Source organism: Neisseria dentiae (assembly GCF_014055005.1).
GTDB classification, from domain to species: Bacteria; Pseudomonadota; Gammaproteobacteria; order Burkholderiales; family Neisseriaceae; genus Neisseria; species Neisseria dentiae.
Genome location: NZ_CP059570.1, coordinates 95,840 through 118,354 on the forward strand (window position 1 = coordinate 95,840; position 22,515 = coordinate 118,354).

Sequence of the window (22,515 nt, forward strand, 5' to 3'; positions counted from 1 at the left end):
AAATATGTTCCGCTTTGCCCTCCCGCAGCAAACCGCCCTGCGCCAAGCCGTTACCCAAGCCTACCGCCGCGATGAAGCCGAGGCGGTGCAGGATATGCTCCAGCGTGCGCAGATGAGTGCCGCCGAGCAAAACGGTGCTTCGCAACTGGCGCGCCGCCTTGTTGCCCAAGTGCGCGAAAACCGCAAAAAAGCCAGCGGTGTGGATGCGCTGATGCACGAATTTTCCCTTTCCAGCGAAGAGGGCGTGGCGCTGATGTGTTTGGCCGAAGCGCTGCTGCGCATTCCCGACAACGCCACCCGCAACAAATTAATCCAAGACAAGCTTGCAGACGGCGATTGGAAAAGCCACCTCAACAACAGCCCGTCGTTATTCGTTAACGCTGCCGCATGGGGCCTGCTGATTACCGGCAAACTCACCACGCCCACCAGCGAGCAGGGTTTGGGCGCGGCCTTAACCCGTATGCTGGGCAAGGGCGGCGAGCCGCTTATCCGCAAGGGCGTGGATTACGCCATGCGTATGCTGGGCAAGCAGTTTGTTACCGGCCAAACCATCGAAGAGGCGCTGCAAAACGGCAAAGAGCGCGAAAAATCGGGCTACCGTTTTTCATTCGATATGCTGGGTGAGGCGGCGATGACCGAGGCCGATGCCGACCGCTATTATCAGGATTATGTGAACGCCATCCACGCCATCGGCAAAGACGCGCAAAACGCGGGCGTGTATGAAGGCAACGGCATTTCGGTGAAACTTTCCGCCATCCACCCGCGTTATGTGCGCGCCCAACACGATCGCGTGACGGGCGAGCTGCTGCCCAAGCTCAAGCAGCTGTTTATGCTGGCGAAGTCTTACAACATCGGCCTGAATATCGACGCCGAAGAAGCCAACCGTTTGGAGCTGTCGCTGGATTTGATGGAAGCGCTGGTGTCCGACCCCGATTTGGCGGGTTTCAACGGCATCGGTTTCGTGGTGCAGGCTTATCAGAAGCGCTGCCCGTTTGTGATTGATTATCTGGTGGATTTGGCGCGGCGCAACAAGCAAAGACTGATGATACGCTTGGTAAAAGGCGCGTATTGGGACAGCGAAATCAAATGGGCGCAGGTGGACGGCCTCGACGGCTATCCTGTTTACACCCGCAAAGTGCACACCGATATTTCCTACCTGGCCTGCGCGCGCAAGCTGCTTGAGGCGCAAGATGCCGTGTTCCCGCAGTTTGCCACCCACAACGCCTACACGCTGGCGGCGGTTTACCAGATGGGCGAGGGCAAAGAGTTTGAATTCCAATGTCTGCACGGCATGGGCGAAACGCTGTACGACCAAGTGGTCGGCGCGCAGAACCTCGGCCGCCGCGTGCGCATTTACGCGCCGGTGGGCACGCACGAAACCCTGCTGGCCTATCTGGTGCGCCGCCTGCTCGAAAACGGCGCCAATTCGTCGTTTGTGAACCAAATCGTCGATGAAAAAATCAGCATCGAAGAATTAATCCGCAGCCCGTTCGACACGGTGGCCGAGCAGGGCGTGCGCCGCCACAGCGCCTTGCCGCTGCCGCGCGAGCTGTACGGCTCAGGCCGTCTGAATTCCTACGGCGTGGATTTGAGCAACGAAAACGTGTTGCAGCAATTGCAAACCTTAATGAACCAGGCCGCCGGCCAAAGTTTTCAGACGGCCTCTTTAATCAACGGCCAAAGCCGCGAAGTGCAGCCCGCCCGCCCCGTGCAAAACCCCGCCGACCATAGCGACGTGGTCGGCAGCGTATCGTTTGCCGATGCCGCGCTGGTGCAGGAAGCGGTGGGCGCCGCCGTGGCCGCACAAAGCCTTTGGGACGGCACTTCCGCCGCCCAGCGCGCCGCCTGCCTGCGCCGTTTTGCCGACCTGCTCGAAGCGAATACCGCCGCGCTGATGATGCTGGCCGTGCGCGAAGCGGGCAAAACGCTGAACAACGCCGTCGCCGAAGTGCGCGAAGCGGTGGATTTCTGCCGCTACTATGCCGACGAAGCCGAGCAAACCCTGCCACAAGACGCCAAACCTCTGGGCACGGTGGCGGCTATCAGCCCGTGGAACTTCCCGCTAGCGATTTTCGTGGGCGAAGTGGCGGCGGCGCTGGCCGCAGGCAATACCGTTGTGGCCAAACCCGCCGAGCAAACCGGCCTGATTGCCCATTATGCCGTGCGCCTGCTGCACGAGGCGGGCGTGCCGCCCGAAGCCCTGCAACTGGTGTTGGGCGCGGGGGATGTCGGCGCGGCGCTCACGCAGGATACGCGCATCAACGGCGTGATTTTCACCGGCTCCACCGAAGTGGCGCGCCTGATTAACCAAACTTTGGCCAAACGCAGCGACAACCCCGTGCTGATTGCCGAAACCGGAGGCCAAAACGCCATGATTGCCGACAGCACCGCGCTGGCCGAGCAAGTATGCGCCGATGTGCTCAATTCCGCTTTCGATTCGGCCGGCCAACGCTGCTCGGCGCTGCGCATTTTGTGCGTGCAGGAAGAAGTGGCCGACCGCATGGTGGGCATGATTAAAGGCGCGATGAACGAGCTGTGCGTGGGCAACCCGCAGCAGCTAAACACCGACACCGGCCCCGTGATTGATGCCGAAGCGCAGGCCAACCTGTTGGCGCATATCGAAAAAATGAAAGGCAGCGCGCGCGCCTGCCATCAAATCAGGCCGTCTGAAAACGCCGGCAACGGCACGTTTGTGCCGCCCACCCTGTTCGAGCTGGACAATCTCGACCAATTGCAGCGCGAAGTGTTCGGCCCAGTATTGCACGTTGTCCGCTACCGTTCAGACGGCCTCGACGATTTAATCAGCCAAATCAATGCCAAAGGCTATGCCTTAACCCACGGCATCCACAGCCGCATCGACGGCACCATCGAGCACATCAAGAGCCGTATCGAAGCGGGCAACGTGTATGTCAACCGCAATATCGTCGGCGCGGTGGTCGGCGTGCAGCCTTTCGGCGGCCACGGCTTGTCCGGCACCGGCCCGAAAGCGGGCGGCCCCTTCTACCTGCAACGCCTCACCCGCCTGCCGCAGTGGAAAGTGCCGCATCTGAGCCGCATCGGCCAAGCCGACGAAACCGCGCTCAAACGCTTGGAAAGCCTGCTGCACAACCTGCCGCTGCCGCAAGAGCTGAAAGTGAGGCTGGCCGCCGACCTCGGCACCGCCCGAATCCTCAGCCTGCGCGGTGCCGAAGCCGTGCTGGCCGGCCCCACCGGCGAACGCAACGTTTTAAGCTGGCATGCGCCTGGCCGTGTGTGGCTGTATGGCGGCGATTTGGCGCAAGGTTTCGCCGCGCTGATTGCGCTGGCTGCCAACGGTATCCGTTCCGTGGTCGAATCCGGCCATCCGCTGGCCGCCCATGCGGAGCAGCTTGGCGGCCTGCTGGAAGTGCACACCCGCCCCGAGCAAAGCGGCATCCGCCATGTGGCCGCACTCTCGCCGCTGCCGGCGGAATACAAACAGTCGCTGGCCGCTTCAGACGGCGCGTTGATTAAAGTGCTGCCGTCTGAAAACGGTTTGGATATTTACCAAGTGTTTGAAGAAGTTTCGTGCAGCACCAACACTACCGCCGCGGGCGGTAATGCCAGCCTGATGGCGATGACGGATTTGTAAGCGTAAGTGCCTGTTAAAACTAAAAAGAAAAAGCCGTTCCCGAAAAAAAGGAACGGCTTTTTGGTTTTCAGACGGCCTCAACGGCCGGGGCATCAAAACCGGCTGAGACCTTTGCAAAATTTGTTTAGACACCTTAAAACACTTGCGTCATGCTCGGGCTTGACCCGAGCATCTTTTTGTTTCAAAAGAAATAACAGATACTCGGGTCAAGCCCGAGTATGACGAAATATCATACATTTAAGATTAAAACGGCTTTTTTGCAAAGGTCTTCGGCTACATACCCGGAAACATCCCTTTCATGCCCTTCATGCCTTTGGCCATGCGCATCAGCTTGGCCATGCCTTTGCCGCTGAACATCTTTATCATCTGCTGCGACTGCTCGAACTGCTTGAGCATTTTGTTTACCTCCTGCACCGAAGTGCCCGAGCCGGCCGCGATGCGGCGCTTGCGGCTGGCCTTGATTAAGGCCGGGTTGGCACGTTCTTTCGGCGTCATGGAGTTGATGATGGCTTCCACATGCCCCATGGCTTTTTCGGCGGTGCCTTCGGGAATCTGTTTGGAAAGCTGGCCGAGTTCGCCCGGCATTTTTGACATCAGGTTTTCCAAGCCGCCCATATTACGCATCTGCTGGATTTGTTCTTTGAAATCGTTCAAATCGAAGCCCTTGCCTTTGTGCAGCTTTTTCGCCATTTTGGCGGCGGCTTCTTCGTCGATGCCTTTCTGCACGTCTTCGATCAGGCTCAACACGTCGCCCATGCCGAGAATGCGGCTGGCGATGCGGTCGGGGTGGAACGGCTCAAGGCCGGTTACTTTTTCGCCGATACCGATGAATTTAATCGGCTTGCCGGTTACCTGCCGCACCGACAAGGCCGCGCCGCCGCGCGAATCGCCGTCCATCTTGGTGAGAATCACGCCGGTCAGCGGCAGGGCTTCGTTAAAGGCCTGGGCGGTATTCACCGCGTCTTGGCCGAGCATGGCGTCCACCACAAACAGGGTTTCGATAGGGTTGACCGCTGCGTGGAGGGCTTTGATTTCGTTCATCATTTCTTCGTCGATTGCCAGGCGGCCGGCGGTATCGACCATCAATACGTCGTAGAAATGCTTTTTGGCATAGTCCACGGCCGCCTTGGCGATATCGACGGGTTGCTGGCTGGTTTCGGAAGGAAAGAAATCCACGCCCACTTGTTCGGCCAAAAGCTTCAGCTGCTCGATGGCGGCAGGGCGGTAAACGTCGGCGGAAACCACAAGGATTTTCTTTTTGTGGTCGTTTTTCAGCAGGCGCGAAAGTTTGCCCACGGTGGTGGTTTTGCCCGCGCCCTGCAAACCGGCCATCAGCACCACGGCGGGCGGCGAAACGGCGAGGTTGAGCGTGCTGTTTTCTTTGCCCATCAATTCGATAAGGGCATCGTTTACCACGCCGATAAAGGCTTGGTCGGGCGTGAGGCTGCCGGTGATTTCGTGGCCGAGTGCTTTTTCTTTAACGTTGTTGATGAACTCTTTCACCACGGGCAGGGCAACGTCGGCCTCGAGCAGGGCGAGGCGCACTTCGCGCAGGGCTTCTTTAATATTGTCTTCGGTGAGCTTGGCTTGGCCGCGGATGTTTTTCAGCACATTGCCAAAGCGGCTGGTTAAGTTGTCTAACATGGGTGTCCTTAGAATCGGGGCGGGCGGCAGGGCTTGAGGCCGTCTGAAAACGGCAAAACCGCATTAAAGTTTCAATAGGCGCCGCCGTTTTTGATAAAATCGGTTTATTTTACACCACACGCAGCTTCGTGAGTATGCGTGCAAAAGAAAGTTTGTCATGCCGATAGTATTGATTTGCCTGATGCTGCTGTATGCGGGAATGGCGGTATTCGTATGGCTGCACCACAAGAAGCGCGACGGCCGGCCTTATCCGCTGAAAACGGAATTGGCGGTGCTCGCCCCCGCATTGCTGTTGCAGGGCGCGGTGCTGTTTTTGCCCGTGCTGCACGACAGGGTGCTGGTGATGGGTTTCGGCTATTCGGTGAGCCTGATTGTGTGGCTGATGCTGATGATGTATTGCCTGGGCAGCTTCTTCTATAACCTGCGCGGGCTGCAATTGCTGCTCTACCCGTGTGCGGCGTTGTCGCTGCTGCTTGCGGCGGTGTTCCCCGGTAAGTTTACCGGCTACCAAATCAGCGATTGGCCGTTTATGCTGCATGTGGGCGCATCGCTGCTGGCCTACGGGCTGTTCGGTATCGTAACTTTGCTGGCGGTGCTGGTTTTGCTGTTGAACCGCAACCTGCACAAGAAAAAATTTTCGCCTTTGGTATCTTTTCTGCCACCCCTGCTGAGCCTTGAAAAGCTGATGTTCCAAGGCATATGGGCGGGTTTTCTGCTGCTGACCTATTCCGTAATAAGCGGCACGTTTTTCGCCGAAACCGTGTTCGGCAAACCGTTTGCGTTCACCCATAAATCAGTGTTCGGCATACTCTCGTGGCTGATTTACGGCGGCCTGCTGTTGAAACACGGCATGACCGCATGGCGCGGCAAAAAAGCCGCCGTGTGGACGATAATCGGTTTCGTCAGCCTGATGCTGGCTTATGTGGGCAGTAAATTCGTGCTGGAGATCATTCTGCACCGCTAGGGCGAAAGGTTTCAAAAGTGCAAATAAAACAGGCTGCCTTCAAAGCAGCCTGTTTTTGGTAATGCCGGAAATTCTCTCTCTATTTAATATATGCCTTTGTGTACTTGGCATGGTGATGTTAATCACTTTATGTAACAGAATGTAATTCATTTAAATTGAAAGTGCAAGCACTCTAACCCATAAACAGGCACAAAAACAAAATATCGGCCAAAAACTTAAAATTTTAAAATTTAAAGTTAATAAACAAAGATTTTTCAGCATGAACCTGTAGCTGAGTGTGTTGGTAACATACTTGTGTTGAGGCCTTTCTGTTGTGAGAAGTTGGATTGTTTACACCTTATATGCTAAACGGCTTTTATTTTTTGCTGAAATGATTGCTAATGTTTTTTATTATTATCAATAATATAAGGGGTTTGTCCATGTTTTTCAAAATTCTTGACAATTCTCATAAATCCCAAAAATATGTTTGGGGCTTAGGAAGCAAAATCACCAAATATAATGTAAGCTACTAAAATAGGATTAAAAAATACGTATCAAAAGTTCAGTAAAATTACTAAGCCTAAATTCCATCAGATCTTGCAGCTTTTCGCCTTCGATTGAACCGCTTCCGTTACCGCCAAACTGACAGGAATCAATGTCTGAAGCATCAGCATCAGTAGCCTGAGATGTAGGAATTGATCGTGTTGTTTACAGTATTAAAGGACAATACTGATATGAACATGCATAAAAATACTTGGCTCACTCCACATCACCGGCAAGCCATTTGGCGGGCTTACACTCAGGATAAAATCAGCGTTATATGGTCAGCAGGGTAACCATTACCGCATTCTGAAAGCCGCAAGAGTACAGTTGCTGGTACCGCAAAAAAAAGCACCAACAACCGCTTCAAGCAAGCCAAATACGGCATGAAGCGCCTGGCCAAAGTCGAGCGCGCAATCGAAGAGAAGCTCAAGAAGCAGGCAAAGCGCTACAACAAGTCCTATCAGGGCGAAATGGTACATTTCGACACCAAACGCCTTCCTTTGTTGCAAAACCAAAAAGTAACCGACCCACGCGATTATCTGTTTATTGCGATTGACGACTTTTCCCGGGAACTTTATACAGCCATTCTGCCGGATCGTACCGTAGCCAGTGCGGCTAAGTTTCTGTTGCACGACGTTATAGATTGCTGTCCTTATACCGTTGAATGCGCTTATTCTGACAACGGTGCGGAATACCGGGGCAATGCGGGACATCCCTTTGGCTTGGCCTGCGTACAAAACAATATAGAACAAAAATTCACCCGCATCGCCCGACCGCAGACCAACGGCAAAGCCGAACGGGTGATCCGCACCCTGATGGAGATGTGGCACGATAAAATACCATTTCAAGATACGGAACACCGGCGAAAAGAGTTATGCCGCTTTGTGAATTTTTATAACACGGTTAAGCCGCACAAAAGCCTGAAGGGCGATACGCCTTTTGAGGTTTTGCAGGCTTCATTCTCAATCTGTGATGTAAACAACCCGACCTTTTCCCACTGCAGGATTTTTAACTGTTGCTTTGGTACACCAAAGTTAAAACGAAACTCACATTCTTTTAAGAACAAGAGTAACGATTTCTGGTCAATTCCGTTGTATTTCCGTAAGACACGCTTCGTCGGATTCCAAAAATTTTCTATGCTGTTATAGTGAATTCAAATAAAAACTCCGAAATGAAATAACTGCATTCAAACTTGCAATTGGGCGATATGCTAAAGAATCGTTTTACCCTACTTCGGCATTCTTATTTTAATCCACTATAATGTGGTTCCGCCAGTTGGTAAATTGCTTGCCATGGTTAATTCTTGGATGGTGAAAACCGCTAACAGCCAGCACATCATAGCTACTCATACGATCTGTATAAACCACGCTGCCCGGCGTAATTTTCTTTTCATAACAGGGGGTAAACTTTCTCTTTTTGTATTGTCTACCATAACCGTATAAACTTTGCACCGCGTTTGAGAATGCCGAAAAACACTACGTTGCCGGCAGAGTCCCTGCTGCGTTTCCCCTTACGTTTTCCGCCAAAGTAACTTTCATCCAACTTTACAGAACCTTCAAAGATGTGATCTGCTTCCAAAGCTAAATGGTGACTGAATAACAAGGCGGATTTTGCGGTAAAAGGGGTTGGTGGTATTGGACTGTATACAAGATATCGGCTACCGAACGTGCCGTTACTTCCAATATGAAATATTCAGGCAGTTTTCTTTGGATATTCTCTTTTAATTTACAGTTAGTTATCTTTATTTCGGCAGTCTATCATGACTGTTAATCTACTTCAGCCCCTTTATTTTTTCCAATAAGGCGGGGTAAACAAAATCAAAACGGTGAAAATTTCCAAACGCCCAAGCAGCATCACGGCGGTGCACAGCCATTTTTGAATGTCGGTTAAGGCCGCATAGTTATATGCAGGGCCGACCGAACCCAAACCCGGGCCGGAGTTGGTGATGCAGGCGATAACGGCGCCGAAGGCCGAGATGAAGTCCATGCCTGCAATCATCATGAAAAAGGTAAACAGCACCACCGTCATAAAATACACGAAAATAAAAGCCATCACCGTGAGCGCGGTGCGTTCGGGGATGGTGCGGCCGTTTACCTTAACGTTGCGCACGGCGTTGGGGTGGAGCAGCAACAGCATTTCGCGCAGGCTGAATTTGGCCAGAATAATGGCGCGCACGTTTTTAATGCCGCCGCCCATCGAGCCGGAGCTGGGCAGGATATTGGCGAGAAAAAACATCCACAGCGCGGTAATCAGCGGCCAAGTGCCGAAATCGGTGTTGGTGAAGCCGCTGGAAAGGCTCACCGAAATAAAATTGAAGGCCGTGTAGCGCAGCGCCTCTTCCAAAGAGGGGTAATATTGTTTGTGCCACAAATAGAGGCTCACGGCGGCGATGCTGGCAAAAAGCACGCCGACGATGATGCGGAATTCTTCGTCTTGCCAATAACGGCGGGGCGAGCGGGCGCCGAAAGCCGAGAAATGGGTAACAAAATTCACGGCGCCGAACAGGGTGCCCGCCATCACGATCAGCTCGATGGTTTGCGAATTGAAATATGCAATGCTGTCGTTGTGGGTGGAAAATCCGCCCAGCGAAATGGTGGACATGGCATGGCAGAACGCATCGAACCAGTTCATGCCGGCAAAATGCAGCGCCAAAAGCACCACGCAGGTGCCGCAGGCGTAGGTTAGCCAGAGTTTCTTCGCCACTTGGGAAATGCGCGGCGCCATTTTACTGTCTTTGTCGATGCCCGGGATTTCGGCCTTGAAAAGCTGGGTGCCGCCCACGCCGAGCATGGGCAGAATGGCTACGGCCAGCACGATAATCCCCATGCCGCCCAGCCAGTTGAGCATATGCCGCCAAAAGTTGATGGAAGGGGCGAGCGTGTCCAGGCTGTTGATAACGGTGGAGCCGGTGGTGGTTAAGCCCGACATGGCCTCAAACAGCGCATCGGTGTAGCTCATGTGCGGAAAATACAGATAAAACGGCATGGCCGCCACCAGCGCGAAGCCCACCCACAGCATACACACCAGCGTAAAACCGTCGCGCACGCGCAATTCGCGGTGGTATTGCAGCGTTAGCAGCCAGACGGCGCACGAAGCGATAATGGTAACCAGCGCAGTCGAGCCGAACGCGTGCAGGGCATCGTCGAGAAACAGATACGATACGAACGTGGGCACCAAGAGCAATATCGAAAACAATACGCCGAGCTTGGATAGAATGTGGACAATGGGAATGATTTTATACATGGCAAACAATTTCAGACGGCCCCGGCCCGATGGCGCACACGAGGCCGTCTGAAACGGTGGAAAGTTCAAGATGCGGCTGCAACCGCGGCAACCGCCTGCATTCTAACAAAAACAGATAAAACACAAAAAGCCTTCTGACTGCACGCCCCAACCGGAAACCATGAATAAACACAGGCCGTCTGAAAACGTTTCAGACGGCCTTCCGGTAGCGGATTGTGCCGCAGTGTAAGGTTAAAACAGCGTATCCGTCGGTTCTTTATATTTCTGATACTGTTCGGGAGCGGGGCGCACGGGTTGGTAGGGAGCCTCGGGCGCTTTCGGCGGCTGCGGCGCTGTTGCCGGCGCGGAAGCGGGTGCTGTGGGAGCGGCAGGAGTAACGGGTTTGTCGGTTCCGGCATCCACTTCGATTTCGGTTCCCGCCGGCAACACTTCGTCTTTAACCGGCGCGGGCGGCGGCGCCACTTTCGGTTTGGTGTGGGCGGCCGAGCCGCTGTTCCAAGCCAGCGATTGCAGCGGGCCTTTCACTTTCACGCCTTTGGCACAGGTTAAACAATTGATCTGGCCGGTGCGGTTTTTCAAAATCGCGTCCACCCGCTTGGGGTTGACGGTTTTGCCGTGTGCTTTCGCCCAAGCGTTGATGCTTTTGCGCAAGGCTTCGGTGTTGAGGTTTTTTTGGTTATAGGGGTCGCGGTAGGCGGCCAGCCAGAGGTTGTTGTTGGCATCGGTGTTCAATGCGGCCATCTGATAGATAACCGAAGCAGGCGAGCCGCTGGTAATGGTTTTGGCGAATTCCAGCGCGTCGGGTGATTTCATACGCACGCAGCCGTGACTGCGCACCCCGGGCACGCTGGCCGGGGCGTTGGTGCCGTGAATGCCCAAACCGAGCTTGGGGTCACCCATGCGCACAAACACCGGCCCCAGCGGATTGTTCGGGCCGGGCGGAACGGTTTTCACACCGTCGTTGCGCTCCTTTTGGATGCTTTTGGGAATATGCCAAGTGGGGTTGAATGCTTTTGCACCGATTTTGTGCTCGCCCAAATTCGTTTGCGTAGCCGCCTTGCCTACTGCAACGGGGTAAACTTTGGTTAGTTTGCCGTCGGTATAGAGGAACAGGCGCTGCTGGGGAATGTTAATAACAACGTGTTGTCCTGCCGACATAGGCTGGTGGTCGGGAACCGGTGTGTTGGCCGCAGCGGCGGCGCAAAAAGACGCGGCAACGAGGCCGAAACTGATTTTTTTCATCGTTAAGTAGCTGTGTTGTTATGATTCAAGGGGTAAAACTTGCACGAATCATACCGTAATCCGCAGATTTTTGTGAGAAAATACACCGTTTTGGGATAAGGGCGCGCCGAAAACGGCATTCCGGCCCGTATTTTACGGCTCAGAAAATGAAACAAGTAGTTGAATTAAATAATACGGCCGACGTGTTTTCGATAGATTACGAGGGCAGGGGAGTTGCCCGTGTAAACGGCAAAACGGTTTTTATTAAAGGCGCACTGCCGACCGAGCGGGTGGCATTCCGCGTTACCCGCAGCAAAAAACAGTTTGACGAAGCGGTGGCAACAAACATTATCAGGCCGTCTGAAGAACGGGTTGCACCCAAGTGTTGTTATTTCGACACATGCGGCGGCTGCGTATTGCAACACGCTTCGCACGGTGCGCAAATTGCCTTTAAACAGAGAATATTAGAAGAGCAACTGTTACGGATAGGCAAAGTGTTGCCCGAACAAATCCTGCCGCCGGTTTACGGCAGCGCATGGGCATACCGCCACAGGGTACGCTTCAGCGTGGCCGCAGATAAACAGGGGCGCATCGGCGTGGGTTTTCAGGCAAAGCAAAGCCATGATGTGGTGGCGGTAGAAAGCTGCCCCGTGCTGCCCGATCATGTTTCCCGCATACTGCCCGGCCTGAACCGGCTGATGCAGGATTTTGTTAAGATAAACGGACGGGTTAACTATATAGAATGCGCCGTCGGGGAACAGCTGACGGTTTTGAATGTCTGTATGCAGGAAATACCGAACAAAGCCGCCCGCAAACTGCTTGAAGAGTTTTCAGACGGCCTTAACCAAAGCAGTAGAAAATGGCAGATATGGGTACAGCACGGCAACAAAGCAGCTTATCCGCTTTGCCCCGAAAGTGCACCGAAGCTGGCTTACCGTCTGCCCGAATTCGATGTGGAAATGCCTTTCCGCCCCGGCGATTTCACCCAAATCAACGCCGAAATGAACGCACTGATGGTGGCGCGCGCCTTAAGGCTGCTTGATGTACGGCCCAACGAGCGCGTGGCCGATTTGTTTTGCGGGTTGGGTAATTTTACCCTGCCCATTGCAAAAAGCGGTGCCACGGTTGTCGGCTTGGAAGGGGCGGATTATTTGGTAAGCCGCGCCCGCGAGAACGCAACATCAAACGGTTGCCGCCATGCAACGTTCCGGCAGGCAGACCTGTTTGACACCACGCCCGCCACAGTGGCGCAATGGGGGCATTTCGATAAAATGCTGCTCGATCCGCCCCGCAGCGGCGCTTATGCCGTCGTACAGGCTTTACACGCACCCTATTTACCGAAAAGGATAGTTTATGTATCTTGCAATCCGTCTACGTTGGCCAGAGATGCCGCTGTATTAGCCGGCAAGGGCTACCGCTTCAAAGCGGCAGGCGTGATGAATATGTTCGCCCAAACAGCGCATGTGGAATCGATAGCTTGGTTTGAGTTGCATTAATACCCACATTAATGACGTGCCGATACGTTTTGATGTAATAATCGGTTAAATCATGTTATCATAATGCACTTAAGGGGACAGTATTACTTTATGTATGCCCGCTTTTAATACGAAATCCGTTTTGAATTAATTTGTTCGGGCTGCAACACGTATCGGGAGATATCCTTGGATTATTCACTTTTAATCATAGTAATGCTTTCGGCTTTGCTCGTTTTATTGTTTGTTCGCTACAAACAAAGTACGGGCGGTGCAAAAAAAGCAAAAAACAGGCAGGCCGTCTGAATCCGGCCGTCGCACGGAAAGCGGGGAACACGCTTCGGACGGTGGGGATTGGATGAGCCAGGTTTCCCAGTCGGTGTCGGAAACCGAAAACAACGATTGGGGTTGGGACAGCGTAGGCCAAACCGAAGCATCAACCGCAGCCGTATCCGCCCAAGAAGTCGATCCGCTGACGGAATACCAAGTTTACAAACAGTTCGGCTATGAAAGCAAAGCGGCCGCCTCTTTGGCCGGTTATCTGAACGGGCTGACCGACGGCGCGCCCGAAAAACTCGTGCACGAATTGGTGGGCTTGAGCCTGCGTACCGGCGACATCGATCTGCTGGCCGACACGCTGGAGCGGCACGGTAACGTTCTGCCTGAAGAAAGTGTGGCCGAATATGTAAAAGCAGGCCTGGTTGCCAATGCTACGCACCTGCAATTGCGCGTTATGGCAGAACGCCGTTTGGGTTGGAGCATGCAGGAAGTGTCGCGCCAAATCGGTGAAAAAACCGGCTTGGACGAAATCCAATCCGCAGTATCTGCACCCACTTTAACCATCAATACCGCTAACGCAGGCCATGCCGGCGAAACAGGCGCAGACACCCGCACACCGATCGTTATCGGCCGCAATGCCGATTTGGACAGCGTAACGGAAGAAGAAATGGGCGCGGTTATCGGTTTCGTGAAGCCGGAAAAGAGCGCCAAGATTCTAAGGGGCAAAGTGGATTACGAAACCGCTCTGCGCCAATATAACAAAGCCATTCAAAAATCGGCTAAACCCGCAAGTCTGATTATCGACGCGTTGAAGCTCGACTATCAAAACGAAGAAGTCAACCAGTTTGCAAAACACTTGTGGAAATTGTATTACACATTAGGGCAATACGGTCGTCAGGTAAAAGAGCGTATGCTGGGCTGGGGTTACAGCCTGGGATACCACGAAGTATTCGACGATTTGGAAAAGGGGCCGTCTGAACAGAAAGTTCGTGAAATCGGACTGGCAAGAGGTTATTTACAACCAACTTCCCTGCAACTGAAATCCAAGTACCGTGATTTGGTGCAAAAAGACGATTCGCTTATCAGCGCAAATTCCTCACCGGCCGAAGAGGCAATCAAAGAAGTGGAATCTTTGCTGATGTACGGCCAATTGGATCAGGCCATCGGCACTTTGGAGCAGGCAGTATTGCAATATCCGCAAGAATCCCAGCTGTATGTCATGCTGTTCGACCTTTACGAGCGCGCAGAAGATTGGTCCCGTTTGGAACAATTCTTGCGCCTGCTCCGCGAACGTGTGGCAAGCCTGCCTGAGGAAGTTGTTTTGGCGATGAGCCGGTTGTTACGCCGAGTGAATCAACAGTCTAAATAGTAAATACTTTTTTAAAGAGTGCCGATAATGGACAACCTGTTACCGAAAGTAAAAACCGTACGGATCATGCTGCAAGAGATGGGCGAGCAACAAGAAGCCGTTTTCCGTATGGCATTTAAAATGCACAACACCACCAATTACGAAATCGTTACTGCCGAATCGGCGGAACAACCGGATTTGGTTTTGGTGGATACCGATACCGAGCAGGGTATTGCCAGCTGGAAAAAAGCAAAAGAAGCTTATCCCAACGTTCCGGTGGCCATGTTTTCGGCGAAAGAGCCAAACGTTACCACGCCCTATCTGGCCAAGCCGATTAAATTCGATACCCTGTTCCCGATTTTGAGAAGTTTGTCGCAAGGCGGCGGGATTTTTGAATTTTCCGAGCAGAAACAGCACGAAACTTCGGGCGGCGTAGGAGCAGACGGCGCACGCAAGGCAACCATCCACCGCTTTAATCCGCAAAAAGGCTTGCTGGGTGCTTTAAGATTCGCCAGCCAAGGCAGTCAGGATATTGCCGTTTTGCATGAAGGCAAGCCGGTATTGATAGTGTTCCCCAGTATCCAGCGCGTATTGCTGACGGTGAGTGCAACCGAACTTGAAAAGCTGAGCAAAGACGACAACCTTGCGGTAGTTTGCAAAGCGGTGCCTGATAATCCCCAGTGGAAAGAAAAAGCCAAAGTAACGATTATGTCGTGCCTGTGGCAAATGGCTATTTGGACGGCGCAAGGCCGCCTGATTTATCCGATGACGCCGCAAACCGTATTTACACTCAAACGCTGGCCCAACCTGACCCGTTTGGCTCCGGTGCCGGAGTCTATGCGACTATCGGCATTTTTGACCAAAACATCAGTTAACCTGAACATTCTTTATAAAGTTATGCCCTTGGAAATGCCGGATATCCTCAACTATCTGGCCGCAACCTACGTTACCGGCTTTTTGGCTACCGATGCCGAATTCACCAATCAAGACAAACCGGCCAATGTATCCGCGGAAGGCATGAAAGTAGGCGGCGAAGTTCCCGACAACCAAATGAGCAAAGACGCCCAAAAAGCAGTCAGCCCGTCTGCCGAGCAGCCGCGCAGCCTGTTGCAGCGCCTGATGCGCAAACTTATCGGCAAGAAATAATTTAAGGGGTTATAAATGAAAGAGAATAAAATTATTTTTACCGGCCCCGTAGGCGTGGGTAAAACAACGGCTATCTCCGCATTGTCCGACGAACCGCCGGTACAAACCGATGCCGATGCTTCCGATATGACCTTGGTACGCAAAGGCTATACAACGGTTGCTATGGATTATGGTGTTATCCGTTTGGACGAAGAAACCAAAGTCCACCTATATGGCACGCCGGGGCAGGAGCGTTTCAACTTTATGTGGGAGATTTTGAGCCAAGGGAGTATGGGCTTGATCTTGCTGTTGGATAACACGCGAACCAATCCTTTGAAAGACTTGCAGTTTTTCTTGGATGCTTTCCGTGAATTGCTGAAAACCGCTCCGCTGGTTGTAGGCGTTACCAAAATGGATATCCGTTCCTTGCCGGGGGTGGATGTATATCAAAAATATTTGGCACAGAATAATTTTAATGTACCGGTATTTGAAATCGATGCACGCCGAGAAGACGATGTCAAACAATTGGTTAGTGCAATGCTCTTTTCAATTGACCCGGGATTAGAGGTATAAGATGGAATCCACACTTTCTTTACAATCAAATTTGTACCCTAAAATCACGCCGGCCGGTGCATATTATGCGGTTTCGGGAGATACGCCCAGCGCCAGCCGGACGCTATTATACGGTTTGTTGCGGGCGAATCCTGCCGAAACCATTAGCAGCGAAAAACTTTTGGCTTGGGCAGATACCAGCGATATCGACAGCGCGTTAAACCTGCTTTACCGCCTTCAGCGTTTGGAGTTTTTATACGGTGACGAGAATGTCGGCAGTGAAGACACCAACCTGACCGACGAAGAGTTGCCCGAGCTGTTGGCCAAGTTGTCGAATTCAGGTAAGGCCTTGTTGGCAGACGAAAACGGTTTGTATTTTGCCAACGCCGGTTTCCATCACGAAGCGGCGGAAGAAGTGGGTATTCTGGCTGGTGAAATTGCAGCCGTTGTTGACAAACACCAGCTGCTGATTAAAAACAACCTGCATATCCACCACAGCGCGTGGGGTATTTGCGACCCTTCCGGCCAAAGCGAATTAACTTTCTTCCCCCTCTATATCGGCATGAGCAAACTGATTTTGGTTATCGGCGGCCTGCCCGATTTAAACAAAGAAGAGTTTGTTACTTTGGTGAAAGTATTGCATAACCGTTACGGGCGGCATTAAACCAATACTGTAAACATTCACCCGACAGGCTGATTTTCAGACGGCCTGTCCACTTTAGTGAGATAGGATAAAAAATGCGTGAACAATTATTGATTTCTGTGTTAAGCGATTTGAACAATACATCTACCGATATTACCGCCTCTGCGGTGATTTCAACCGACGGCTTGCCGATTGCGACCCTGTTGCCCAGCAACCTGAATGCCGACCGCGTGGGTGCCATGTCTGCAACTTTGCTGGCATTGGGTAACCGCGCCGTGCACGAGCTGGCTTGCGGCGAGCTTGACCAGGTGATGGTGAAAGGTTCGAACGGTTATGTTTTACTGAGCCAAGCAGGCAGCAATGCGGTTTTGGCTTTGATGGCCCGGGAAAGCGGCAAATTGGGCTTGATTCTGCTGGATGCCAAACGCGCGGCTAAACACATTGCCGATATTTTGTAAGAAAGAGCCGGCTTTGTTGCAATCCGCCTGTTGTTTGGTTGCGCTGGGTTTTTACCGTTGTAATCTATATTTTAAGAAGTGAATTCACTCATTTGATACGAGGCAGCATACATACGAAAGTGATTTCGTTACCGCTTTAGCGGCTTGTAACACCGTTTTCTTCAAGCTAAGGTTCGGCTACTCCGTAGTGAAAGTTAAGTGAATCCAACATGTCTGAATAAGGTTTCGGATAAAATATTGTTCGCAGTGGTAGACTTGCTTAATGAAAATATTTGACAGAGTTTTACTAAAGCAAGTATAATTTAATTCTTTAAATTTTCCCCGATAGCTCAGTCGGTAGAGCGACGGACTGTTAATCCGCAGGTCCCTGGTTCGAGCCCAGGTCGGGGAGCCAAATTTCTTAAACCTAAACAATATAATTGTTTAGGTTTTTCTTTTGTGTATTTTCACTACGATTAAATTCCTATATTTCTATAGTTAAACCAATTATTTAGTAACTCCATTTCATCAGGTTTGGTTATGATGGGGCAATTCTTCTTAAATTGATTGGGTATAGACTGAGACCTTTACAAAACCACCTTAAGGCCGTCTGAAATGCTTTTAAATTCCGTCATTCCCGCGTAGGCAGAAATCCAGCCTTAAAACCATCAATTATTTTATTTCAACAACTTACAAACAAACGACTGGATTCTCGCCTACACGGGAATGACGATAATCGGATATTTCAGACGACCTTAAGGTAGTTTTGTAAAGGTTTCGTTTCGAGAGAAACAGGCAAAAATCCGGTTACCGCTGCCTGAGTGTATCGGATATATGTTGGCCGGTAAGTTTTAATATTTATTTTATTGATATAAAATTCCAGTATTTATTAAATTGAAAAATTTAAATTCTCATAAAAACAAAAATCATAGATTTACACAATAAAATAGCTAAAAAAAGGTTTTTATGCTTGCCATAGCCCGTATGAGCCGCTAATCTTTGCAGCCTGATTCATTTATATAGAAAAGAACAATCATGACTCCGCCACGCCACCAAACAGACGACGTTAAAATCAAAGAAGTTAAAGAACTGCTGCCGCCGATTGCCCATCTTTACGAGCTGCCTATTAGTGAAACTGCTGCCGATTTGGTTTACCAAACCCGCCATGAAGTTGCCAAGTTGGTTCACGGTGAAGACAACCGCTTGCTGGTGATTATCGGCCCCTGTTCGATTCACGACCCCAAAGCCGCGCTCGAATACGCCGAACGTTTGCTGCCGCTGCGCAAAAAATACGAAAAAGAATTGTTGATTGTGATGCGCGTGTATTTTGAAAAACCGCGCACTACCGTGGGCTGGAAAGGGCTGATTAACGATCCGCATTTAGACGGTACGTTCGACATCAATTTCGGCCTGCGTCAAGCCCGCAAGCTGCTGCTCACGCTGAACGATATGGGTATGCCGGCCTCTACCGAGTTTCTCGACATGATTACGCCGCAATATTATGCTGATTTGATTTCATGGGGTGCCATCGGTGCGCGCACCACCGAAAGCCAGGTGCATCGCGAGCTGGCCAGTGGTTTGTCGTGTCCGGTTGGCTTTAAGAACGGCACCGACGGCAACCTGAAAATTGCCATCGATGCCATCGGCGCGGCTTCGCATCCGCACCACTTTTTGTCGGTTACCAAAACCGGCCATTCCGCCATCGTGCATACCAGCGGCAACCCGGATTGCCATGTGATTCTGCGCGGCGGCAAAGAGCCGAATTACAGCGCCGGGCATGTGAAAGAAGCCGCCGCCCAGCTCGAAAAAGCCGGCGTGTCGCCCAAACTGATGGTGGATTTCAGCCATGCCAACAGCCGTAAAGACTACAAACGCCAAATGGAGGTGGCTGAAGATGTGGCGCAGCAAATCCGCAACGGCGAAAACAATATTATGGGTGTGATGGTGGAAAGCCATTTGGTGGAAGGCCGTCAGGACAAGCCCGAAACTTACGGCCAAAGCATCACCGACGCCTGCATCGGTTGGGACAAGACCGAAGAATTGCTGGCGTTATTGGCTGAGGCAAACCGCAGTCGTGTATAAATACCGTTTGGGTTGAAATATAATTTTTTTGAATAAGTGTTTTACCATGACAGGCCGTCTGAAAGTTTCAGACAGCCTGTTGCCTTTTCATTCGGAATTGGGCGTCTAAACCTTATGCCCTGCCGCGCGATACTGCCGCCATACTGCCAGCAAATACAGCACCACGCCCAGCCACACCCAGCCGTAGCCGATCAGGCGGTTGGCATCGAAGGCTTCGCCGAACAGCAGCAAACCCGCCAACAATTGCAGCACCGGCGAAAAATATTGCAGCATACCGAGCATCGAAAGCGGAATCCGCCGCGCACCGGCGGCAAACATCAATAAAGGCACGGTGGTAATCATGCCTGAGCCGAGCAGCACCGCCAGCGGCAGCGCGCCCAGTTGGGCAAACTGCAAACTGCCTGCCGCATAATGGTGCGCCAGATAGCCCAGCGCAAACGGCAGCAGGATCAGGGTTTCCCAAGTCAGCCCCACCAAAGCGCCCACCGGCGCGAGCTTGCGGATAAAACCGTAGAATCCGAAAGTCAGCGTCAGCAGCAGCGCCACCCACGGCATCTGCCCGGCCGGCACCGCCAGCCACAAAATCCCCGCAAACGCCAGTGCCACCGCAGCGGCTTGCAGCTTATCCAGCCGTTCTTTCAAGACCACGCGGCCGAGAAACACGCTAAAGAGCGGCGACATAAAATAACCCAAGCTGGCATCAAGTACATGGTTATTGGCAATCGCCCACAAATACACCAGCCAGTTCATGCCGATACAGAACCCGCTCAACACCAGCGCCGCCAGAACCTTCGGCTGTTTGAGCACGGCGGCAAACGCGCCCTGCTGATGGGTGAACAGCAGTACCGCCACGGCAAACAGCGCCGACCACACAATCCGCTGCGCCAACACCTGATCGGCCGCCATGCCCGCCTGATTGATGGGATACCAATAAATCGGAAACAGCCCCCAAATGGCATAACAGCCGGCGGCATACCAAATGCCTTTGCGGGTTTCTTGGGCGGAATACGCGGAATTCATAACAGATCGGCTGGGTAAAGACGGTGATTATCCGCCTGAAGCCGCACCGCCGCAATGCCGCATTCAGCAAAGCCGCCATATCCCTTATAATGCCCGCATGATTTTGCACCACATCGCGTTAAACGTGCCGGTTTCAGACGGCCTCTTCACCTACCGCCACCCGACCGCGCTGCCCGCAGGTTGCCGGGTGGCGGTGCCGTTTCGCGGAAAAACGGTGGCGGGCGTGGTGTGGGCAAGCGGCGTGGAAAGCAGCATGGCAATTGAGAAAATCCTGCCCGTGCAAACGGCTTTTACCGATGGGGCGCCGTTGCCCGAAAGCTGGCGCGCGCTCATCGACTTTACCGCCCGTTATTATCATTACCCCACCGGCCAGGCCGTATTTGCCGCACTGCCGGCAGGGTTGAAAGAGCCGAAACCCGTTGGCATGCCGCAGCCGCCGCTGTTTTATGCCTTAAACGAAACCGGCAGGGCACAAACACCGCCGCCGGAGCGGTTTCGCAAACAACACGCATTATGGCAGGCGCTGTTTTCAGACGGCCTTGAAATGGCGGCCTTGAAACGCATCAACAACCAAGCCCCCAAACTCGTGCAAGAGTGGGCCGCCCAAGGCTGGATACACACCTCGCACGCCGCCGCGCCGAAGCTGAATCCGTCCGAACATACGCTGAACGCCGCGCAGCAGGCCGCATCGCAGGCCGTGCAGGCCGCCGCCGGCACTTTCCAACCGTTTCTGCTTTACGGCATTACCGGCAGCGGCAAAACCGAAGTGTATTTCGACGTGATGGCCGAAGTGCTGGCCGCGGGCAAACAGGTGTTGTTTCTGCTGCCCGAAATCAACCTTACGCCGCAACTGCTCAAACGGGTGCAGGCGCGGTTTGCCGACGTGCCGGCCGCCGTTTTGCACAGTCAAACCGCCGCCGGCGCGCGCGCGCAGGATTATCTGCGCGCCATGCTCGGCCAAGCCAAGCTGGTTATCGGCACGCGGCTCTCGGTGTTCACGCCGCTGCCCGATATCGGCCTGATTGTGGTGGACGAAGAACACGACGGCTCGTTCAAACAAGACAACGAATTGCGCTACCAAGCCCGCGATTTGGCCGTGTGGCGCGCCAAACAGAGCGGTTGCCCGATTGTGTTAGGTTCCGCCACGCCCAGCCTCGAGAGCTGGCACAAAGCGCAAAGCGGCGCCTACCGGCTGCTGGAGCTGGCCGAACGCGCCCGTGCCGCCGCCAAACTGCCGCAGGTGGAGGTTTTAAACGTAGGCCGTCTGAAACTCGACAACGGTTTTTCGCCGCAGGCCCTCAAACTTTTACAACAAAATTACCGACAAGGCGGTATGTCGCTGGTTTACCTCAACCGCCGCGGTTTCGCCCCCGCCCTGTTTTGCGGCGATTGCGGCCACACCTTCGGCTGCCCGCGCTGTTCGGCCAAAATGGTGCTGCACCAGCGTGCCCGCCAACTGCGCTGCCACCATTGCGACTACCGCCAAAGCGTGCCCTACAAATGCCCCGATTGCGGCAACCAAGACCTGACCGCCGTCGGCCAGGGCACGCAGCGCGTTGAAGAAACCCTGCGCGCGCTGATGCCGCAAGCCGCCGTTGCCCGCGTCGACCGCGACAGCACCACCCATAAAAACGACTGGGCCGATTTATACCGCCGCATCGCCGGCAACGAAATCGACGTGCTGGTCGGCACCCAGATGCTCGCCAAAGGCCACGACTTCGCCCGCCTGAACCTCGTGGTGGTGCTCAACGCCGACGGCAGCCTTTACAGTGCCGACTTCCGCGCCCCCGAGCGTCTGTTTGCCGAGCTGATGCAGGTTTCCGGCCGTGCCGGCCGCGCGCAAACCGCAGGCAGCGTGCTGATACAGACCCAACTGCCCGAACACCCCGTGTTCGCCGCCGTGAAAGCGCAAAACTACCGCATCTTCGCCGAAACCGAATTGGCCGAACGCAAGCTGCTGAATATGCCGCCGTTTGCCTTTCAGACGGCCATCCGCGCCGATGCCGCCAAAGTGGCCGACGCGATGGATTTTCTCAACGGCATCAAAGCCGTAACCGAGCCGTTAATCAGTGAAAACGTATCCGTGTTCGGCCCCGCCCCGATGTTTATGGTGCGGCTGGCCGAACGCGAGCGCGCGCAAGTGTTTTTAGAATCGCCCGACCGCCGCAGCCTGCACCGCGCCGTGAGCCTGTGGGTGCAGGTGTTGCAGCAATACCGCGACGGCAAAATCAGGTGGTCGGTGGATGTGGATCCTGCGGAGATGTGAAGGAGGTCTTTAAGGCCGCCTCATAACGGCAAAATATATCAGGCCGTCTGAAAATCAAATTTTTCAGACGGCCTGATATATTTTGCC

Annotated in this window: 14 protein-coding genes, 1 tRNA gene and 3 pseudogenes; 12 read left to right on the plus strand and 6 right to left on the minus strand. The window is 53.2% G+C overall.

Annotated elements, in window-relative coordinates; translation table 11 throughout:
• Positions 1-4 precede the first annotated feature (4 nt).
• Complete coding sequence (putA, locus tag H3L92_RS00470) at positions 5-3,610, plus strand: bifunctional proline dehydrogenase/L-glutamate gamma-semialdehyde dehydrogenase PutA (protein WP_115336350.1); 3,606 nt, start codon at positions 5-7, stop codon at positions 3,608-3,610.
• 273 nt (positions 3,611-3,883) lie between these two features.
• Here the strand turns inward: putA and ffh are convergent, their stop codons facing one another.
• Positions 3,884-5,254 (minus strand): signal recognition particle protein, encoded by a 1,371-nt coding sequence (gene ffh / locus H3L92_RS00475; RefSeq protein ID WP_085366066.1) that lies wholly within the window; start codon positions 5,252-5,254, stop codon positions 3,884-3,886.
• Between the two features lie 157 nt (positions 5,255-5,411).
• Here ffh and H3L92_RS00480 point away from each other — a divergent pair, with 157 nt between their 5' ends.
• Together H3L92_RS00480 and H3L92_RS13490 are read left to right on the plus strand one after the other, a co-directional pair.
• Positions 5,412-6,218 (plus strand): cytochrome C assembly family protein, encoded by an 807-nt coding sequence (locus H3L92_RS00480; protein WP_085366065.1) that lies wholly within the window; start codon positions 5,412-5,414, stop codon positions 6,216-6,218.
• A 713-nt stretch (positions 6,219-6,931) separates the two neighbouring features.
• A pseudogene (locus H3L92_RS13490) lies at positions 6,932-7,705 on the plus strand (integrase core domain-containing protein); the annotation flags it as partial.
• A 20-nt stretch (positions 7,706-7,725) separates the two neighbouring features.
• Here the strand turns inward: H3L92_RS13490 and H3L92_RS00490 are convergent.
• From H3L92_RS00490 to H3L92_RS00505, 4 genes and pseudogenes are all read right to left on the minus strand, one after another.
• A pseudogene (locus H3L92_RS00490) lies at positions 7,726-7,878 on the minus strand (IS1595 family transposase); the annotation flags it as partial.
• 113 nt (positions 7,879-7,991) lie between these two features.
• Positions 7,992-8,485 (minus strand): annotated as a pseudogene (locus tag H3L92_RS00495) (IS1595 family transposase); the annotation flags it as partial.
• A gap of 40 nt (positions 8,486-8,525) precedes the next feature.
• Positions 8,526-9,983: a TrkH family potassium uptake protein gene (locus tag H3L92_RS00500; RefSeq protein ID WP_085366071.1), complete on the minus strand. Its 1,458-nt coding sequence runs from the start codon at positions 9,981-9,983 to the stop codon at positions 8,526-8,528.
• A gap of 231 nt (positions 9,984-10,214) precedes the next feature.
• Positions 10,215-11,225, minus strand: coding sequence for a L,D-transpeptidase (locus H3L92_RS00505; protein ID WP_085366064.1), 1,011 nt, complete (start codon positions 11,223-11,225; stop codon positions 10,215-10,217).
• A gap of 146 nt (positions 11,226-11,371) precedes the next feature.
• Between H3L92_RS00505 and rlmD the strand changes: the two genes are divergently transcribed.
• The 8 genes from rlmD to aroG all read left to right on the plus strand — a co-directional run bounded on the left by rlmD (position 11,372) and on the right by aroG (position 19,142).
• Complete coding sequence (gene rlmD / locus H3L92_RS00510; RefSeq protein ID WP_085366063.1) at positions 11,372-12,700, plus strand: 23S rRNA (uracil(1939)-C(5))-methyltransferase RlmD; 1,329 nt, start codon at positions 11,372-11,374, stop codon at positions 12,698-12,700.
• A gap of 247 nt (positions 12,701-12,947) precedes the next feature.
• Entirely contained in the window at positions 12,948-14,324 is a 1,377-nt protein-coding gene (locus tag H3L92_RS00515) for a tetratricopeptide repeat protein (protein ID WP_249025244.1), read from the plus strand.
• Between the two features lie 27 nt (positions 14,325-14,351).
• The gene (locus tag H3L92_RS00520) at positions 14,352-15,449 is read left to right on the plus strand and encodes a DNA-binding transcriptional response regulator (protein ID WP_085366062.1); all 1,098 of its coding nucleotides are present in this window, start codon (positions 14,352-14,354) and stop codon (positions 15,447-15,449) included.
• Positions 15,450-15,464: 15 nt separating this feature from the next.
• Positions 15,465-16,001, plus strand: coding sequence for a GTP-binding protein (locus H3L92_RS00525; protein WP_054617398.1), 537 nt, complete (start codon positions 15,465-15,467; stop codon positions 15,999-16,001).
• 1 nt (position 16,002) lies between these two features.
• Positions 16,003-16,644 carry a peptidase M23 gene (locus H3L92_RS00530; RefSeq protein ID WP_085366061.1) on the plus strand — a complete coding sequence of 214 codons (642 nt, stop codon included), beginning with the start codon at positions 16,003-16,005 and terminating at the stop codon, positions 16,642-16,644.
• A gap of 74 nt (positions 16,645-16,718) precedes the next feature.
• Positions 16,719-17,081, plus strand: coding sequence for a roadblock/LC7 domain-containing protein (locus H3L92_RS00535; protein WP_085366060.1), 363 nt, complete (start codon positions 16,719-16,721; stop codon positions 17,079-17,081).
• A gap of 318 nt (positions 17,082-17,399) precedes the next feature.
• Positions 17,400-17,475: transfer RNA gene (locus tag H3L92_RS00540), tRNA-Asn, on the plus strand.
• A gap of 620 nt (positions 17,476-18,095) precedes the next feature.
• Positions 18,096-19,142 (plus strand): 3-deoxy-7-phosphoheptulonate synthase AroG, encoded by a 1,047-nt coding sequence (gene aroG, locus H3L92_RS00545; RefSeq protein ID WP_085366059.1) that lies wholly within the window; start codon positions 18,096-18,098, stop codon positions 19,140-19,142.
• 105 nt (positions 19,143-19,247) lie between these two features.
• On the opposite strand, the gene rarD is transcribed toward aroG, so the two are convergent.
• A complete protein-coding gene (gene rarD, locus H3L92_RS00550) occupies positions 19,248-20,162 on the minus strand; it encodes an EamA family transporter RarD (protein WP_085366058.1) in 915 nt (304 codons plus the stop codon).
• A gap of 97 nt (positions 20,163-20,259) precedes the next feature.
• Between rarD and H3L92_RS00555 the strand changes: the two genes are divergently transcribed.
• Positions 20,260-22,428 carry a primosomal protein N' gene (locus H3L92_RS00555; RefSeq protein ID WP_085366070.1) on the plus strand — a complete coding sequence of 723 codons (2,169 nt, stop codon included), beginning with the start codon at positions 20,260-20,262 and terminating at the stop codon, positions 22,426-22,428.
• Positions 22,429-22,515 lie beyond the last annotated feature (87 nt).

Coding starts and splice junctions, on each gene's coding strand:
- aroG (WP_085366059.1), top strand. CDS start 18,096: ATGACTCCGCCACGCCACCAAACAGACGACGTTAAAATCAAAGAAGTT.
- ffh (WP_085366066.1), bottom strand. CDS start 5,254: ATGTTAGACAACTTAACCAGCCGCTTTGGCAATGTGCTGAAAAACATC.
- H3L92_RS00525 (WP_054617398.1), top strand. CDS start 15,465: ATGAAAGAGAATAAAATTATTTTTACCGGCCCCGTAGGCGTGGGTAAA.
- H3L92_RS00520 (WP_085366062.1), top strand. CDS start 14,352: ATGGACAACCTGTTACCGAAAGTAAAAACCGTACGGATCATGCTGCAA.
- H3L92_RS00535 (WP_085366060.1), top strand. CDS start 16,719: ATGCGTGAACAATTATTGATTTCTGTGTTAAGCGATTTGAACAATACA.
- H3L92_RS00480 (WP_085366065.1), top strand. CDS start 5,412: ATGCCGATAGTATTGATTTGCCTGATGCTGCTGTATGCGGGAATGGCG.
- H3L92_RS00500 (WP_085366071.1), bottom strand. CDS start 9,983: ATGTATAAAATCATTCCCATTGTCCACATTCTATCCAAGCTCGGCGTA.
- H3L92_RS00555 (WP_085366070.1), top strand. CDS start 20,260: ATGATTTTGCACCACATCGCGTTAAACGTGCCGGTTTCAGACGGCCTC.
- H3L92_RS00530 (WP_085366061.1), top strand. CDS start 16,003: ATGGAATCCACACTTTCTTTACAATCAAATTTGTACCCTAAAATCACG.
- rlmD (WP_085366063.1), top strand. CDS start 11,372: ATGAAACAAGTAGTTGAATTAAATAATACGGCCGACGTGTTTTCGATA.
- putA (WP_115336350.1), top strand. CDS start 5: ATGTTCCGCTTTGCCCTCCCGCAGCAAACCGCCCTGCGCCAAGCCGTT.
- H3L92_RS00505 (WP_085366064.1), bottom strand. CDS start 11,225: ATGAAAAAAATCAGTTTCGGCCTCGTTGCCGCGTCTTTTTGCGCCGCC.
- rarD (WP_085366058.1), bottom strand. CDS start 20,162: ATGAATTCCGCGTATTCCGCCCAAGAAACCCGCAAAGGCATTTGGTAT.